The sequence below is a fragment of the Nocardia sp. CNS-044 genome, assembly GCF_059570515.1.
On record NZ_JCANSX010000005.1, the window covers coordinates 1046807 to 1062345 of the forward strand.

At 68.7% G+C, this 15539-nt stretch carries 15 protein-coding genes; 10 read left to right on the forward strand and 5 right to left on the reverse strand.

From position 1 onward, the window contains the following. Nucleotides 1-69: 69 nt before the first annotated feature. Both T333_RS05825 and T333_RS05830 read right to left on the reverse strand, forming a co-directional pair. Nucleotides 70-495: an HIT family protein gene (locus T333_RS05825; RefSeq protein ID WP_097247837.1), complete on the reverse strand. Its 426-nt coding sequence runs from the start codon at nucleotides 493-495 to the stop codon at nucleotides 70-72. 31 nt (nucleotides 496-526) lie between these two features. Continuing rightward, nucleotides 527-904 (reverse strand): PH domain-containing protein, encoded by a 378-nt coding sequence (locus T333_RS05830; RefSeq protein ID WP_355000557.1) that lies wholly within the window; start codon nucleotides 902-904, stop codon nucleotides 527-529. A 224-nt stretch (nucleotides 905-1128) separates the two neighbouring features. Here T333_RS05830 and purD point away from each other — a divergent pair, with 224 nt between their 5' ends. Next, entirely contained in the window at nucleotides 1129-2409 is a 1281-nt protein-coding gene (purD, locus tag T333_RS05835; protein WP_357246320.1) for a phosphoribosylamine--glycine ligase, read from the forward strand. 34 nt (nucleotides 2410-2443) lie between these two features. Here the strand turns inward: purD and T333_RS05840 are convergent, their stop codons facing one another. Then, nucleotides 2444-3403, reverse strand: coding sequence for a M23 family metallopeptidase (locus tag T333_RS05840; RefSeq protein ID WP_357246317.1), 960 nt, complete (start codon nucleotides 3401-3403; stop codon nucleotides 2444-2446). A 128-nt stretch (nucleotides 3404-3531) separates the two neighbouring features. On the opposite strand from T333_RS05840, the gene T333_RS05845 reads away from it, so the two are divergent. The 6 genes from T333_RS05845 to T333_RS05870 all read left to right on the forward strand — a co-directional run bounded on the left by T333_RS05845 (nucleotide 3532) and on the right by T333_RS05870 (nucleotide 9424). Next, on the forward strand, nucleotides 3532-4701 hold the full coding sequence (locus tag T333_RS05845; protein WP_496423849.1) for a pyridoxal phosphate-dependent aminotransferase: 1170 nt from the start codon (nucleotides 3532-3534) through the stop codon (nucleotides 4699-4701). Between the two features lie 129 nt (nucleotides 4702-4830). After that, nucleotides 4831-5469, forward strand: coding sequence for a TetR/AcrR family transcriptional regulator (locus T333_RS05850; protein ID WP_355000341.1), 639 nt, complete (start codon nucleotides 4831-4833; stop codon nucleotides 5467-5469). A gap of 6 nt (nucleotides 5470-5475) precedes the next feature. After that, the gene (gene purB, locus T333_RS05855; protein WP_357246311.1) at nucleotides 5476-6897 is read left to right on the forward strand and encodes an adenylosuccinate lyase; all 1422 of its coding nucleotides are present in this window, start codon (nucleotides 5476-5478) and stop codon (nucleotides 6895-6897) included. A gap of 254 nt (nucleotides 6898-7151) precedes the next feature. Continuing rightward, the gene (locus T333_RS05860) at nucleotides 7152-7688 is read left to right on the forward strand and encodes a hypothetical protein (protein WP_355000339.1); all 537 of its coding nucleotides are present in this window, start codon (nucleotides 7152-7154) and stop codon (nucleotides 7686-7688) included. Nucleotides 7689-7897: 209 nt separating this feature from the next. Then, the gene (locus T333_RS05865; RefSeq protein ID WP_496423850.1) at nucleotides 7898-8332 is read left to right on the forward strand and encodes an HIT family protein; all 435 of its coding nucleotides are present in this window, start codon (nucleotides 7898-7900) and stop codon (nucleotides 8330-8332) included. 135 nt (nucleotides 8333-8467) lie between these two features. Then, the gene (locus tag T333_RS05870) at nucleotides 8468-9424 is read left to right on the forward strand and encodes an alpha/beta hydrolase (RefSeq protein ID WP_496423851.1); all 957 of its coding nucleotides are present in this window, start codon (nucleotides 8468-8470) and stop codon (nucleotides 9422-9424) included. A 15-nt stretch (nucleotides 9425-9439) separates the two neighbouring features. On the opposite strand, the gene T333_RS05875 is transcribed toward T333_RS05870, so the two are convergent. Beyond that, nucleotides 9440-10528 carry an alkene reductase gene (locus T333_RS05875; RefSeq protein ID WP_496423852.1) on the reverse strand — a complete coding sequence of 363 codons (1089 nt, stop codon included), beginning with the start codon at nucleotides 10526-10528 and terminating at the stop codon, nucleotides 9440-9442. Between the two features lie 54 nt (nucleotides 10529-10582). On the opposite strand from T333_RS05875, the gene T333_RS05880 reads away from it, so the two are divergent. The 3 genes from T333_RS05880 to T333_RS05890 all read left to right on the forward strand — a co-directional run bounded on the left by T333_RS05880 (nucleotide 10583) and on the right by T333_RS05890 (nucleotide 13964). Further along, entirely contained in the window at nucleotides 10583-10990 is a 408-nt protein-coding gene (locus tag T333_RS05880) for a MerR family transcriptional regulator (RefSeq protein ID WP_496423853.1), read from the forward strand. Nucleotides 10991-11000: 10 nt separating this feature from the next. Next, nucleotides 11001-13154: a S9 family peptidase gene (locus tag T333_RS05885; RefSeq protein ID WP_355000334.1), complete on the forward strand. Its 2154-nt coding sequence runs from the start codon at nucleotides 11001-11003 to the stop codon at nucleotides 13152-13154. 108 nt (nucleotides 13155-13262) lie between these two features. Further along, nucleotides 13263-13964, forward strand: a complete 702-nt coding sequence (locus tag T333_RS05890) for a DUF2334 domain-containing protein (protein WP_357246293.1) — start codon at nucleotides 13263-13265, stop codon at nucleotides 13962-13964. A gap of 81 nt (nucleotides 13965-14045) precedes the next feature. On the opposite strand, the gene gad is transcribed toward T333_RS05890, so the two are convergent. After that, the gene (gene gad, locus T333_RS05895) at nucleotides 14046-15455 is read right to left on the reverse strand and encodes a glutamate decarboxylase (RefSeq protein ID WP_357246290.1); all 1410 of its coding nucleotides are present in this window, start codon (nucleotides 15453-15455) and stop codon (nucleotides 14046-14048) included. Nucleotides 15456-15539: the final 84 nt, after the last annotated feature.

Sequence of the window (15539 nt, forward strand, 5' to 3'; positions counted from 1 at the left end):
GCGGCCCAGCCGTCCAGCTGCTCGTCGGCCGACTGCCCGCATCGCCGCGCGTGCCTCGCGCCGACCCGTTCAGTCCGGCACGTTGGCCCCGTGACCCAGATCCCGCAGCGCCTGCTTGATCTTGGCCTGCGCCTCGTCCAGCGACTCGGGCGACGGGTTGGGGTCCGCTCCGGAGATGTCGAAATCGCCGAGGCTGTAGGCCGGAAAGACGTGCACGTGCAGGTGCGGCACCTCGAGGCCCGCGATGAGCAGACCGGCGCGCGGCGCGTCGAACGCGGCGCGCACCGCCTTGCCGATCTGCTGCGCGACACCGTTGAGCCGCGCGAAGGTCTCGGCGTCGATGTCCTGCCAGTGGTCGATTTCCTTGCGCGGCACCACCAGCGTGTGGCCCTGGGTGACCGGCGCGATGGTCAGGAAGGCGACGAATTCGTCGTCCTGCCATACGAATCGACCAGGGATCTGACCTGCGATGATCGCACTGAAGACGGAAGCCATATCCGCAGCGTAGTCCGCGGACGGCCGCGCGCTACACAGCGACGAAGTGGGAAAGGATGCCCTGCACCTCGTAGATGTCGACCTGCCGGTTGAACCGCTTCTGCACCGGCTCGTGCGTGCCCGCGATCCAGATGACGAGCTCGGCGTCCAGATCGAAGGTGCCCGCCGTCTCCACCGCGAAGTGCGTGATCGAGCGGTAGGGGATGCTGTGGTAACTCACCTTCCTGCCGGACAGGCCCTGCTTGTCCACCAAGATCAGGCGGCGGTTGGTGAACAGGAGGGCGTCGCGCACCAGCAGGTAGGCGGAGTAGATCTGCTCGCCGTTGCCGAGCAGCTTCCCGTACTCCTGCTGTGCCTGGCCGGGATCTATGCGCCCGGCGTTGCCCATCAGTCCGTCGATCAGACCCATGATCTGTACGTCCTTCGCGGTGGGGGAGACGGTTCGGCGGATGGTCCGAACCCTCCCCACCCATGATCCACGGGGCGAGGCCGCGAGGGGCGAAAGGCGACAATCGAATTCGTGCGGGGACGGCGAGCGGTCGCCGAACGCTGGGCGAACGGATGCCGAACGCGAGCCGACCAGAAGGCCGATGCCCGACGAGGCGGGTAGTCGCTTCACCTAAGCTGTTGGCCGTGCGCGTACTCGTCATCGGTTCCGGAGCCCGTGAACATGCCCTCGTCCTCAGCCTGCGCCGCGATCCCGCGGTGAGCGCGCTCTACGCCGCGCCGGGCAACGCGGGCATCGCGCAGCACGCGCAGGTGCGTCCGGTGGACCCGTCCTCGGCCGAGGCGGTCGTCGCGCTGGCCACCGAGCTGGCCGCCGACCTCGTGGTGATCGGCCCCGAGGTGCCGCTGGTGCTCGGTGTGGCCGACGCGGTGCGCGCCGCGGGCATCGCCTGCTTCGGCCCGTCGGCCGCCGCCGCCAGGATCGAGGGTTCGAAGGCCTTCGCCAAGGACGTGATGACGGCCGCCGGTGTGCGGACCGCGCACAGCGAGGTCGTCGACAACCCCGCCGAGCTGGACGCGGCGCTGGATCGTTTCGGCCCCACCTGGGTGGTCAAGGACGACGGTCTCGCCGCGGGCAAGGGCGTCGTGGTGACCGCCGACCGGCTCGCGGCCCGCGATCACGGCGCCGAACTGCTCGAACAGGGTCACCCGGTGCTGTTGGAGTCGTTCCTCGACGGGCCGGAGGTCTCGCTGTTCTGCCTGGTCGACGGTGAGACCGTGGTGCCGCTGCTGCCCGCGCAGGATCACAAGCGCGTCGGCGACGGCGACACCGGCCCGAACACCGGCGGCATGGGCGCGTACACGCCGCTGCCCTGGCTGCCGGAGAAGATCGCTACCGCCATCGTCGAGGACGTGGTGAAGCCGGTCGCCGCCGAGATGGTGCGCCGCGGCTGCCCGTTCTCCGGTCTGCTCTACGCCGGTCTCGCGATCGGCGCGGACGGACCCGCGGTGGTCGAATTCAATTGCCGCTTCGGCGATCCCGAGACGCAGGCGGTGCTCGCCCTGCTGGAGAGCCCGCTCGGCGAGCTGCTGAACGCCACCGCGACCGGCACCCTCGCCGAGGTCGCCGCGCCGCGCTGGCGGGACGGTTCGGCCATCACCGTGGTGGTCGCCGCCGAGAACTACCCTGGCCGTCCGCGCCTCGGCGACGTGATCACCGGTGCGGGCGAAGGCGCTCCGGACGACGCCGCCGCCGTGCTGCACGCCGGGACGGCGCAGCGTGAGGACGGTGCGCTGGTCTCCTCGGGTGGACGCGTGCTGAGTGTCGTCGGCGTCGGCGCCGATCTGGCCGAGGCCCGCGCCAAGGCCTACGACCGCATCGCCTCGATCAAGCTGCCCGGCAGCCACTACCGCACCGACATCGGCCTCGCCGCCGTCGAGGACCGGATCGCCGTCCCCACGAAGTAACCGCCCGCGTCGCGGGGTGAATCTGGACGCAGCACTAGAAGCTGAGACCGTGCAGCGCCAGCCAGGCGCGCGGGTCGACGTGGCGACCGCCGACGATCACCTCGAAGTGCAGGTGGGGGCCGGTGGAATCGCCGCGGTTGCCCATGCGGGCGATCTGCATGCCCGCCGGGACGCGTTCGCCGACGGAGACGAAGAAGTCGTACATGTGCCCGTAGACGGTGATCGAGCCGTCGTCGTGGCGGATGCGCACCCACAAGCCGAAACCCTGGGCGGGGCCCGCGTCGATCACGGTGCCGTTGGCGACGGCGTAGATCGGGGTGCCGATGGGCGCGGCGATGTCGATGCCGTTGTGGAAAGTGCCCCAGCGCGAACCGAATCCGGAGGTGAAGGTGCCACGGGTCGGTAGTACGAATCCGCCGACGCCCGGCAGGATCGAGCCGGGCGGCAGCGGTGCGGTGCCCCCCATCCAGGGTTGCCATTCGCCCGCGGCGGCCGCGGCGGCTTCGGCCTTGGCCCGCTCCAGAGTCGCTCGCGCCGCGGCGGCGACCACGGCCTGTTCGCGGCGCCGTTCGCCGCTCGCGATGGCGTTGAGGTAGCGGCGCACCGAGGGCGGGGTCGATTGCATTTCCTGGGGATGGGCGAAGAACACCCGCATGGCCTCGTTCGGGCCGGGATCGCGGTGGCCGACGCCCCAGTCGAACGGTGAATCGGCCCCGGCCACCAGCAGTGTCACCGCCAGCCCCGCGATCAGCACCCGATGTTTGCGCAGCAGCGCTCGGTAGTCCTGCCGTTTCTGTTCGGTCCACAGGTCCCGCGGGTCGGGCAGGGGGCGGCGGCGCAGTTCGGCGAATTCGGCGCGGGCGCGGCGTAGCAGGCGGCGCGGGTCGCGATCGGACCGCTCCCGCACCTTGGCACGCCAATCCGGCGGAATGACGCCGATGCCTCCCACTCCGCGTACCCGCTCGAGCCCCGCGCGGCGAGCCTTTTCCAGCATTACGCCGACCTTAGCCGTGCGCGCGCGACGCAAGCACGGTTGTGGGCAGGTGTCGGCCGAGAAAGCTCTTCGACGAAAGCCGAGCGTTGGCGACCTGCCGCCGAGCCCGAGGGTCTACCGTCTGTCGGGTGTCAGGAGAATCTCGCCGGTCGACCATTCCACCTTTCTACGTGATGGATGTCTGGAAAGCCGCCGCGGAGCGCGCCCGAACACACGGCGACGTGCTCGTGCTCGCGGCCGGTCAGCCCTCGACGCCCGCTCCCGCCCCGGTGCTGCGCGCGACCAAAGCCGCGATCGACGCCGAATTGCTCGGCTACACAGAGACTTTCGGCATCCTGCAGCTGCGCGAGGCGATCGCCGAGCACCACATGGACACCTACGGCTACCACGTGGACCCCGACGAGGTGGTGGTGACGACCGGGTCGTCCGGCGCGTTCACCCTGATCTTCCTCGCCGCCTTCGACGCGGGCGACACCGTAGTGGTGGCCCGGCCCGGCTACCCGGCCTACCGCAACACGCTCACCGCGCTGGGTTGCCGGGTGGTCGAATTGGACTGCGGCCCCGAGACTCGCTTCCAGCCGACCGTCGCCATGCTCGAAGCGCTGCCCGAGCCGCCCGCCGGTCTGGTCGTCGCCAGCCCGGCCAACCCCACCGGCACCATGATCACCCCGGCCGAACTCGCCGCACTCGCCCGCTGGTGCGACACGCACGGGACGTTGCTGATCTCCGATGAGATCTATCACGGCATCACCTACGAGACCCCGGGCTCGGCGGCGCAGACCTCCTCCGCGTGGGAGACCTCTCGCGAATCCGTGGTTATCGGCTCGGTGTCCAAGTACTTCTCGATGACCGGCTGGCGGCTCGGCTGGATGCTCGCGCCGAGCAGGCTGCGGCCCGCTCTGCAACGGCTGGCCTCCAACATGACGGTGTGCCCGCCCGCCGTCTCCCAGTACGCGGCGCTGCACGCCTTCGGCGCGGAGGCCAAAACCGAGCTCGACGGCCACGTCCAGCGTTACGCGGTGAACCGGCGGCTGCTGCTGGACGGCCTGCCGAGGCTGGGCATCACCGAGCTGGCGCCCGCCGACGGCGCGTTCTACGCCTACGCCGACATCGGCCACCTGACCGACGATTCGCGCAAGTGGTGCGCCGAAGTGCTCGAGCACACCGGAGTGGCCTTGGCGCCCGGCATCGACTTCGACACCGTGGCCGGGCATCGCACCGTTCGCTTCTCGTTTGCGGGCGCTACCGCGGATATCGAAGCGGCGCTGCTCCGGCTCGGCTACTATCTGGGCGCCTGAACCTCAAGTCCGACAACAAGTTTCCACAGTTCGGCACCGGGAACGCCCAGATGAGGTAAAACAACGATTGCTGGCTTTCGACTCTCGATTTCGCACGGATGAACTGATGACGACTGGCACGATGGCACGGTGATAACCGCGACGACCCCGAAAGGCGAACGGCGTCGCCAGGCTCTGGTAGCGGCCGCCGCCGAGTTGTTACTCGAAGGCGGATTCGATGCGGTGCGGCATCGCTCGGTTGCCACGCGCGCGGATCTACCGCTCGCCTCGACCACGTACTACTTCGAGTCCCTGGAAGACCTGATCGCCCGCGCGGTCGAGTTCAGTGGGAACGCGGAGCTGGACGCGATGCGCCGCAGGGTCGGCGAGGTGAGTCACCGCCGCCGCGGCGCCGAGGCGACCGTCGACCTGGTGCTGGACCTGTTGGTCGGCGCCGACGGGCCCGACGAAGGCGCGCGTGGTCAGCTGATCGCCCGCTACGAGCGTTCGGTGGCCTCGGCGCGACATCCAGAGCTACGCGAGGTCCAGCTACGGCTGCGCGCCCAGCTCGACGAGCTGCTCGCCGACGTGCTGCGGCGTTCGGACCGGATGGTGCGTCCCGAACAGCTACGCAGGGTGGTCGCGGTGGTGGACGGCGCGGTGGTCGCGGCGCTGAGCGAAAGCAACCCGGAACCCCGGCGGATGGCGCGCGGCGCGCTGCTCGAGGTGATCGATATCGTCGCCCCGGCGACGCCGCAGCAAGCGGACAGGTTCCGAGCACTAGACTGACCAGACGTGAGTCTCGTCCCGAATGTCCTCGCCACCCGTTACGCCAGCCCCGAGCTGGTGCACCTGTGGTCGCCGGAGCACAAGATCGTGCTGGAACGGCGGCTGTGGCTGGAGGTGCTGCGGGCACAGTCGGAGCTCGGCATCGACATCCCGGCGGGAGTGATCGCCGACTACGAGCGGGTGATCGACCACGTCGATCTCGCCTCCATCGCCGAGCGCGAGCGGGTCACCCGCCACGACGTGAAGGCGCGCATCGAGGAATTCAACGCGCTGGCGGGGCACGAGCACGTGCACAAGGGCATGACCAGCCGCGACCTCACCGAGAACGTCGAGCAGCTGCAGATCCGGCTCTCGCTCGAGCACGTGCACGCGCACGGCGTCGCCATCGCGGCGCGGCTGGCCGAGCGGGCTGCCGAGTACCAGACGCTGGTGATGGCCGGCCGCTCGCACAACGTGGCGGCGCAGGCCACCACCCTCGGCAAGCGTTTCGCCTCGGCCGCCGACGAGCTGCTGATCGCGCTGACCCGGCTGCGCGAGCTCATCGACCGCTACCCGCTGCGCGGCATCAAGGGGCCGATGGGCACCGCGCAGGACATGCTCGACCTGCTCGGCGGCGATTCGGCCAAGCTGGCCACGCTGGAACAGCAGGTCGCCCGGCATCTCGGCTTCGCGACGGTGTTCACCAGCGTCGGTCAGGTGTATCCGCGCTCGCTGGATCACGACGTGCTCTCCGCCCTGGTACAGGTGGGCGCGGGTCCGTCCTCGTTCGCGCACACCATTCGCCTGATGGCGGGGCACGAGCTGGTCACCGAGGGCTTCCAGCCCGGGCAGGTGGGCAGTTCGGCCATGCCGCACAAGATGAACACCCGTTCCTGCGAGCGCGTCAACGGTCTGCAGGTGGTGCTGCGTGGGTACGCCTCGATGGCCGCCGAACTGTCGGGCGCGCAGTGGAACGAGGGCGACGTGTTCTGTTCGGTGGTGCGCCGGGTCGCGCTGCCGGACGCGTTCTTCGCCATCGACGGCATGATGGAAACCTTCCTCACCGTGCTCGCCGAGTTCGGCGCCTACCCGGCCGTCATCTCCCGCGAGCTCGACCGCTATCTGCCGTTCCTCGCCACCACCCGCATCCTGATGGCGGCGGTGCGCGCGGGCGTCGGCCGGGAGACCGCGCACGAGGTCATCAAGGAGCACGCCGTCGCCGTCGCCCTCGCCATGCGCGAACAGGGCCGCGAGCCCGACCTGCTCGACCGCCTCGCCGCCGACCACCGCCTCCCCCTGGACCGCCCGGCCCTCGACACCGCTCTCGCCGACAAGTCCGCCTTCATCGGCGCCGCGGGCGCCCAGGCCGCCGACGTCATCGCCCAGGTCCAAAAACTCGTCGACACCTACCCCGAAGCCGCCCGCTACACCCCGTCGCCAATCCTCTGACGGCGCAAACGCGAAACCCGGCTGCCCACCCGTCCGGAGAGGAGCCGGGTTCACGCGGAACCCGGCTGCTGGTCGTCCGGCCAGGACCTGCGCCCACTTCCTCCGGCTAGTGCCAGAAGCTGAAGGAGTGTACGGACCGCTGGTAGTGGTCTGCGACCATCTTTTTCGCTGAAACTTCCTCTCACCGGGCAACTTCGGTGGAGCTCGGGGCTGATTCGACTACCTGTTCGATAGCGGAACGGTATCGTCCATCGGTGCCCATTCACGCCTTCGTCGACGAATCGGTCCGTCGAGATCGGTACCTGCTGTGCGCCGCGCTGATTCGCTGCGATCAACTGGCCGGAGCACGTGGTCTCGGCCGAGGATTCCTGCTGCCAGGGCAGCGGCGGTGGCACTTCAATCACGAGCCGGATCAGCGGCGACGCCAAATCTTGACGGCTATGGCGCGATTCCCGGGTGTCGAAGTATCGATCTACGAAGGCAGAGGCGCCGAGGTTCCTACCCGTCGTGAATGCCTGGCCGCCTTGGTGTCCGATCTCATCGTGGCCAATGCTGGCCGACTGGTCATCGAGTCGCGTGAGAGCCAAGATCACCGTGATCGGCACTGCATCGCGGAAGTCTTGCGCAAAGCGTCGGTTGAGATCCCGTATGTCCATGTAGCTCCGCACAGTGAGCCTGCACTGTGGTGGCCCGACGCAGTCGCCTGGGCGTTCGGAGCGGGAGGCCGGTGGAAGGAGATCGTGATGCCGCTCGTACGTGTCGTCATCGATGTCGACAAGCGGCCCCAATAGCGCGAAACCCGACTGCCCACCGTCCGGTGAAGAGTCGGGTCCACTTCCCCCAGCTAGTGCCAGGGGCTGAGAACAGCTTACTGCCTTACTGCACGCATGCAACGCAATTTCACCTATCGAATCTGCCTGTTCTCGAACCGACGCGGCGCGTCTCGAGCGCGCGAGCCTGCATCGGTTCGATCGTGGCCGCTGGCAGGTTAAGGTGCGGTGTGGATCCGTACTCGATTTTCGCCGACATCATTGCCGGGCGGGCGCCGGCTTCCAAGGTGTACGAGGACGACGACGTGGTCGCGTTCATGGACATTCGGCCGATGACGCCGGGGCATATGCTGGTGGTGCCGCGGGTGGCGGCGCGGTGTTTGGCGGAGCTGGATCCGGTGATCGGGGGGAAGCTGTTTCAGGTGGGGCAGCGGCTGGCGGGGGCGTTGCGGGCGAGTGAGGTGGGGTGTGACGGGGTCAATTTCTTTCTCGCCGATGGCGTGACGGCGGGGCAAGAGGTGTTTCACGTGCACCTGCACGTCATCCCGCGGACGCCGGGTGACGGGTTCGGGCTGCGTGGCCGTCCGACGACCCCGCCCCGTGCCGATCTGGACTATCTCGCCGGATCCATTCGTGGGGCGTTGGAGCGCGCCGAAGGTCGGTGACCGGTGGGGTCAGCGTGAAACCCATTACGCACTGGGCAGTTTGCTGTAGAAGAGCCGAGATCTCGGATCCCTTCCGCAACTCCATGGAGTGAGTTACGTTGGAGCCCACTCTCATGCGGTGATGGAGGGCGAGACGTGCGGCGTACCGGAGTTGCTGTGGCAGTGCTTGCGGTCGCGATCGCCATGCTCGGCCCGCTGATCGCACGAGCCCCGGCCTCCGCCGCGCAGATCGTGCGGATCGATCCGTTGAGCCCGACCCGATCCTCGGTCTTCATCGATTCCCCGGCGATGGGCCGAACGGTTCATGTTCAAGTGCTGCATCCGGCGGGCGGCGGCGCCCGGCCGACCTACTACCTGCTGGACGGGCTCGACCCCGGCGTAGGCCAGAGCACCTGGACCAACGCGACCGACGCCGAGGCGTTCTTCCGGAGCAAGAACGTCAATGTGGTGTTGCCCGTCGGCGGCCAGGCCAGCTACTACACGGACTGGCAGCAGGACGACCCGCGCTTCGGCCGCTACAAGTGGGAGACCTTCCTGACCAGGGAACTGCCGCCGCTGATCGACGCGAACTTCGACGGCAACGGCGTCAACGCGATCGGCGGACTCTCCATGGGCGGCACCGCCGCGTTCGTCCTGTCCGCGCGCAACCCGCAGCTGTACACGGCGATCGCGGGCTACAGCGCCTGCCCGGATACCGGCCTGGCCACGGGTGGCGTGATGTTCTCGATCGCCAACCGCGGCGGCAACCCGATCAATATGTGGGGCGCGCCGGGCACCCACGCCTGGGCCGAGCACGACCCCTCGTTGCTGGCGGAACGCCTGCGCGGCAAGACGATCTACCTGTCCACCGGCACCGGCGTCCCCGGCCCGCACGAGACGGAGATCAAGCCGCAGCTCGCCGAGAACATCGTCCTCGGCGGCCCGGTCGAGGTGGGTATCAACACCTGCGTGATCGCCTTCGAGCGGCGCCTGCGCAGTCTGGCCATTCCGGCCCGCATCGACTACAGCCCGGTCGGCACCCACTCCTGGTCCTACTGGCAGGACACACTGCACGCCTCGTGGCCGACCATCGGCTCGGCCATCGGCGCCTGACCCGGCGCAACACACCTACGATCGGGACAACGCGCTCTCCGACCAAGCCGGATAGTCAGTGTAGCCCTTCGCGTCTCGTCCGTACAGCCCGTCCTCGCGGATCGAGTTCAGCGGCAGATCGCGCGCGATCCGTTCCACCAGATCGGGATTGGCGATGAACGCACGCCCGAACGAGACGAGATCCGCTGTGCCCGCGCGCAATACCGCTTCCGCACCCGCGGCGGTGGTCGGTTCGCGGTTCTCGCCGATGTTGGCGATCAGAGTGCCGCGCCAGCGCGGACGCAGATCGGTCAACGCCGGATAGTCGTCGTTGTCGACGAGGTGCAGATAGGCCAGCTGGCGACGATCCAACTCGGACACCAGCTTTCGGTACAGCGGCGCCGGATCGGCCTCGTACATGTTGAACTGCGGATTGCCCGGCGAGAGCCGGATGGCGGTGCGGCGCGATCCGATCGCCTCGGCCACGGCGTCCACGATCGCCAGCGGCGCCCGCATCCGGTTGTCGATCGAACCGCCGTATTCGTCCGTGCGCAGGTTGGTGTTGTCGGCGAGGAACTGGTGGGGCAAATAGCTGTTGGCGCCGTGGATTTCGACGCCGTCGAAGCCCGCGGCCATCGCATTGCGGGCGGAGGCGGCGTAGTGACCGATCACCGCCGCGATGTCGGCGCGGCTCAGCTCGCCCGGCGTGATCGGATCGGCCTTGCCGCCCTCGATCAGGTGCACGCGATCGGGATCGACCACCGCGGAAGGACCGGCGGGCCAGGTTCCGTCGATGCGGCCGAGCGGATGGTTCTTGCGGCCGCCGTGCATCAGCTGCGCGAAGATCCGCCCGCCCTTCGCGTGCACCGCTTCGGTGACCCGGCGCCAAGCGTCGACGTGGGCTTCGGTCTGCAGGCCGGGCGCCCACGCCTCGCTCTGACCGGTCGAATGCGGCCAGATGCCCTCGGTGATGATCAATCCGGCGGTGGCGCGTTGCGCGTAGTAGTCGACGACGTCGGGGGTCGGGGAGCCGTCCGGTAGCGAACGCAAGCGGGTCATGGGAGACATGACGATGCGGTTCGGCAGGGCGAGTTCGTGGTCGCGGTAGGGCGTCAGAAGTTTCATGAGGCGTACGCTAGAAGCTGACATCAATGTCAGGTCAAGGGCTCGGGGAGTGACGTGCGCATCGGTGAACTTGCCGAGCGAACCGGCGTGAGCGTCCGGTCGCTGCGGTACTACGAGGACAAGGGCATGCTCGCCGCCGCCCGCAGCTCCGGCGGGCAGCGTGAGTATCCGGAGGCGGCCGTCGAGCGGGTGCGCCGGATCCAGGAGATGTTCGCGGCCGGACTGACCAGCGACACCATCGCCGAACTGCTCCCGTGCATCCACGACACCGACGGCTCACCCAGCGCCGAAGCGACCCCGTTCCTGGTGGAGAAACTGACCGAGGAGCGGGCCAGGATCGACCGCGCGCTGCGCGATCTGCACCGCACCTGCGAGGTGCTCGACGACGTCATCCGCGCGGCGGGCGGCGAGGCGCCGCCCGCGGAGTTCCAACGCGCGGGGGATTCGACGACCCGCAAGTAGGGTGGACCGCATGTCTGTCGAAAGTGCGGTGGCGGCCCCGATCGCCAAGACGGTGCCGACCGAGCGGGTGCATCACGGCGACGTCTTCGTCGACGAGTACGAGTGGCTGCGGGACAAGGAGGATCCCGAGGTCATCTCCCACCTCCAGGCGGAGAACGCCTACACCGAGGCGCAGACCGCGCACCTGCAGGGCCTGCGCGAGAAGATCTTCGAGGAGATCAAGTCGCGCACCCAGGAGACCGACCTCTCGGTGCCGACCCGGATGGGCGAGTTCTGGTACTACTCGCGCAGCTACGAGGGCAAGCAGTACGGCGTGCACTGCCGCTGCCCGATCGCCAGCGGCGCCGCCGAGGGCATCGACGCGTGGACTCCGCCGCGGCTCGAGGTCGACAGCGAGATCCCCGGTGAACAGGTGCTGCTCGACAGCAACGAGCTGGCCGCGGGCCACGCCTACTTCGCCCTCGGCGCGTTCTCGGTGAGCCACGACGGCAATCTGCTGGCCTACTCGGTCGACACCGTCGGCGACGAGCGCTACACCCTGCGCTTCAAGGACCTGCGCACCGGCGAACCGCTCGCCGACGAGATCGCGGGCACCGCACCGGGCGCGACCTGGTCGCTGGACGGCAGCCACGTCTTCTATCAGACGGTCGACGAGTCCTGGCGCCCCGACACCGTGTGGCGGCACCGGCTCGGCACCGCCACCGAAGCCGACGTGAAGGTCTTCCACGAGCCCGACGAGCGCTACTGGGTGAGCATCGGCTCCACCCGCTCGGAGAAGTACCTGATGATCTGGGTCGGCTCCAAGATCACCACCGAGGGCTGGGTGCTGGAATCCGACAACCCCGAGGGCGATTTCCGGATCATCATGCCGCGGCGCGAGGGCGTCGAATACTCGGCCGAGCACGCGGTGATCGGCGGCGAGGACCGCTTCCTCATCCTGCACAACGACGTCGTGGACGGGGTGAAGGCGGAGAACTTCGTGCTCGCCGAGGCGCCCGTCGCCGATCCGTCCAACCTGACGCTGCTGATCGGCCACCGCGACGACGTGCGGCTCGAGGACGTCGACGCGTTCGCCGATCACCTGGTGCTCAGTTACCGGCGCGAGGCGCTGACCAGGGTCGCGGTCTGGTCGCTGACCGACTCCGGCTACGGCGAGCGGCGCGAACTCGAGTTCGATCTGGAGCTCTTCGCGGTCGGCTCCGGCGCGAACCCGGAATGGACCCAGCCGACCCTGCGCATCGGCCTGACCTCGTTCATCACCCCGATGCAGGTCTTCGACTACGTTCCGGCCACCGGCGCGCTGCTGCTGCGCAAGGAGCAGCCGGTGCTCGGCGGCTACGACGCGAACGACTATGCGCAGCACCGGGATTGGGCGATCGCGGAGGACGGCACCCGGATCCCGATCTCGCTGGTGTGGAAGAAGGGCGCGGTGGCCGAGGGCCAGCCCAACCCGCTGCTGCTCTACGGGTACGGCTCGTACGAGGCGAGCATGGATCCGTCCTTCTCGGTCGCGCGGCTGTCGCTGCTCGATCGCGGCATGGTGTTCGCGGTCGCGCACGTGCGCGGCGGCGGCGAGATGGGCAGGCTCTGGTACGAGAACGGCAAGACGCTCACCAAGAAGAACACCTTCACCGACTTCGTCGCCTGCGCGCGGCACCTGATCGACACCGGAAGGACCGCGCCCGATCGGCTGGTCGCCGACGGCGGCAGCGCGGGCGGGCTGCTCATGGGCGCCGTGGCGAACCTGGCGCCGGAGCTGTTCCAGGGCATTCTCGCCAACGTGCCGTTCGTCGACCCGCTGACCTCGATCCTCGACCCGTCGCTGCCGCTCACCGTCATCGAGTGGGACGAGTGGGGTAACCCGTTGGCGGACAAGGACGTCTACCAGTACATGAAGTCCTATTCGCCGTACGAGAACGTCGAGGCCAAGGACTACCCGGCGATCCTCGCCGTCACCAGCCTGAACGACACCAGGGTGCTCTACGTCGAGCCCGCCAAGTGGGTCGCCAAGCTGCGCGCGACCAAGACCGGTGACGCGCCGCTGCTGCTCAAGACGGAGATGAGCGCGGGCCACGGCGGCGTCAGCGGGCGCTACGAGAAGTGGAAGGAAGTGGCGTTCGAGCACGCCTGGGTGCTCGACACCGTCGGCCTGGCCGACGAATAAAGACCGACCGTCGGCGGCCCGGGCTGGTCGCCGACGGTGCTTCGGTTGTTCGTCCCCTGGTCATGCTCGCTGCACATGAATGACACCTGCGTCCGGCACCGTTGATTCATGAACGCTGAGCTGATCGTGTCCGTGTCGGGTATCCGGGACACCACTCGAGACGCCGCGATCGAATTCGCCGCGGAGATGGATCGCCGCGACGTGCGGTTGTCGCTGCTGGTGGCGCCGCGGTTGAAGGGCAAGTACCGGCTGGTCGACGACCTGGCGACGCAGGCATGGCTGCGCGGCAGGCGGGCCCGCGGCGACGCCATCGTGCTGCACGGCTACGACCAAGCGGCGACCAAGCGGCGCAGGGCCGAGTTCGCGACGCTGCCCAAGCACGAGGCCAAGCTGCGGCTCACCGCGGCCGACCGGGTGCTGGAGCAGGCGGAACTGCGCACCCGGCTGTTCGCCGCGCCGCGCTGGGACGCCTCGGCGGGGGCCATCGCCGCGCTGCCCGAGACGGGGTTCCGGCTGGCGCTCGGGCTCACCTCGATCCTCGATCTGGAGCGCAACGCGGCGCAGAAGTCGCGCGTCTACGGCATCGGCGAAGGTTTCCGCGCCGAGCCGTGGTGGTGCCGCGCCTTGGTGATGGGTGCGGCGCGGACCGCGCGGCGCGGCGGCGTGCTGCGCTTGGCGATCTCCGCGGCGCAGTTACAGCGTTCGGGTCCGCGCCAGGCGATGCTGGACGCGGTGGATCTGGCGCTGTTCCACGGCGCGGTCAGCGATGTGTATCGGTGGGAGCCGATCGACCTGATGCGCGCGGCCTGAGGGTCGCGGGCGGAGGTACGCCCGCCGCCGGGAATGGCGATCGGTGGCGGCGGGCGCACCTTCGCGTACTCGGCCGCGGGACTAGGCTTGTTCGGCGGTGGTCTTCGGTTGCGCGGTGGGAACTTTCGGCGTCGCGTTGTGCGTGAAGCCGCCCGCTTCCGCCCTGGTCAGCGAGACCGTCAGCGGATGGTCGGCCAGCTGCCGCACGCTGCGTTCGATGTCGGCGAGCAACAGGTCCACCATGTCGTGGGTGAAGCCGTGCCGGATCACCGCGCGCATGATCGTCTCCGATCCGCGATCGGGCGGCAGTGGGTACGCGGCGATCAGCCAGCCGCGGGTGCGTAGCCGATCGGACAGGTCGTAGAGGTTGAAACCGGGCGAGCCGGTCAGTCGCCAGCACACCGCGGCGATGCCGCGACCCGGATCGCCGTCGTGGATCAGCTCGAACCCGTCGAACTTCCGCAACCCGTCCGCCAGATGTCCCGCGACCCGGTAGATCGCCTCCTGCAACCGCGTGTAGCCGAGCCTGCCGAGCCGGATGAAGTCGTAGTACTGCGTGATCACCTGCCCGCCGGGCCGGGAGAAGTTCAGGTTGAAGGTGGCCATGCTGCCGCCGAGATAGTCGACGTCGAAGATCAGCTCCGCGGGCAGGTCGTCGGCCGTGCGCCAAATGGCCCAGCCCGCGCCGAGCGGGGCGAGACCGGTCTTGTGGCCGGAGGAGTTGATCGATTTCACCCGCTCCAGGCGGAAGTCCCACACCACGTCGGGGGCGGTGAACGGGGCGAGGAAACCGCCGCTCGCCGCGTCCACGTGCAGCGGGATGTCCAGGCCCTTCGCGGACTGGAGATCGTCGAGCGCACGCGCCATGCCCGCGACGTCCTCGAAAAGTCCCGTGTAGGTCTGCCCGAAATTGGCGACCACCATGATGGTGTTCTCGTCGCAGTGCGCGGCGACGTCGTCGGGGTGCATGGTGAGCCGGTCGCCGCGCAACGGCACCTGGCGAATCTCGACGTCGAAGTAGCGGGCGAACTTCTCCCAGCAGACCTGCACGGGTCCGCAGACGAAGTTCGGCGTGCCCGAGCCGCCCCGCTCGCGCCAGCGGAACTTGGCGGCGAGCCCACCCAGCATCGCGGCCTCGCTGGACCCGGTGGTCGAGGTGCCGAGCGTGGTCGCGGGATCCGGGGCGTGCCAGAGGTCGGCGAGCATCCGCGCGCAGCGGCGCTCCAGTTCCGCGGTCTGCGGGTATTCGTCCTTGTCGACGATGTTCTTGTCGAGCGACTCGTTCATCAACCTGCGCGCTTGGTCGTCGACCCAGGTGGTGCAGAAGGTGGCGAGGTTCATCCGGGAGACGCCGTCGAGCAGCAGCTCGTCGTGCACGATCTGGTAGGCGACCTGTGGAAGGACTTCCTTGTCCGGGAAACTCTCTTTCGGCGCGGGATGGTCGATCGCGGGCAGTGCGAACAGATCGTCGAAATCCGGTGCGGCGGGCATCGGGGCCTCCCAGCAATGCTGCTCAAAGATTGCCACGGATTGGTTTCTGCCCTCATTCTGCAATGAATTGCTTGTACAAGCGGT

Excerpts from the sequence above, each read along its gene's own strand:
- T333_RS05825 (WP_097247837.1), bottom strand. The coding sequence starts at position 495 with ATGGCTTCCGTCTTCAGTGCGATCATCGCAGGTCAGATCCCTGGTCGA.
- T333_RS05830 (WP_355000557.1), bottom strand. The coding sequence starts at position 904 with ATGGGTCTGATCGACGGACTGATGGGCAACGCCGGGCGCATAGATCCC.
- T333_RS05840 (WP_357246317.1), bottom strand. The coding sequence starts at position 3,403 with ATGCTGGAAAAGGCTCGCCGCGCGGGGCTCGAGCGGGTACGCGGAGTG.
- T333_RS05875 (WP_496423852.1), bottom strand. The coding sequence starts at position 10,528 with ATGAAACTTCTGACGCCCTACCGCGACCACGAACTCGCCCTGCCGAAC.
- T333_RS05885 (WP_355000334.1), top strand. The coding sequence starts at position 11,001 with ATGTCTGTCGAAAGTGCGGTGGCGGCCCCGATCGCCAAGACGGTGCCG.
- T333_RS05890 (WP_357246293.1), top strand. The coding sequence starts at position 13,263 with ATGAACGCTGAGCTGATCGTGTCCGTGTCGGGTATCCGGGACACCACT.
- gad (WP_357246290.1), bottom strand. The coding sequence starts at position 15,455 with ATGCCCGCCGCACCGGATTTCGACGATCTGTTCGCACTGCCCGCGATC.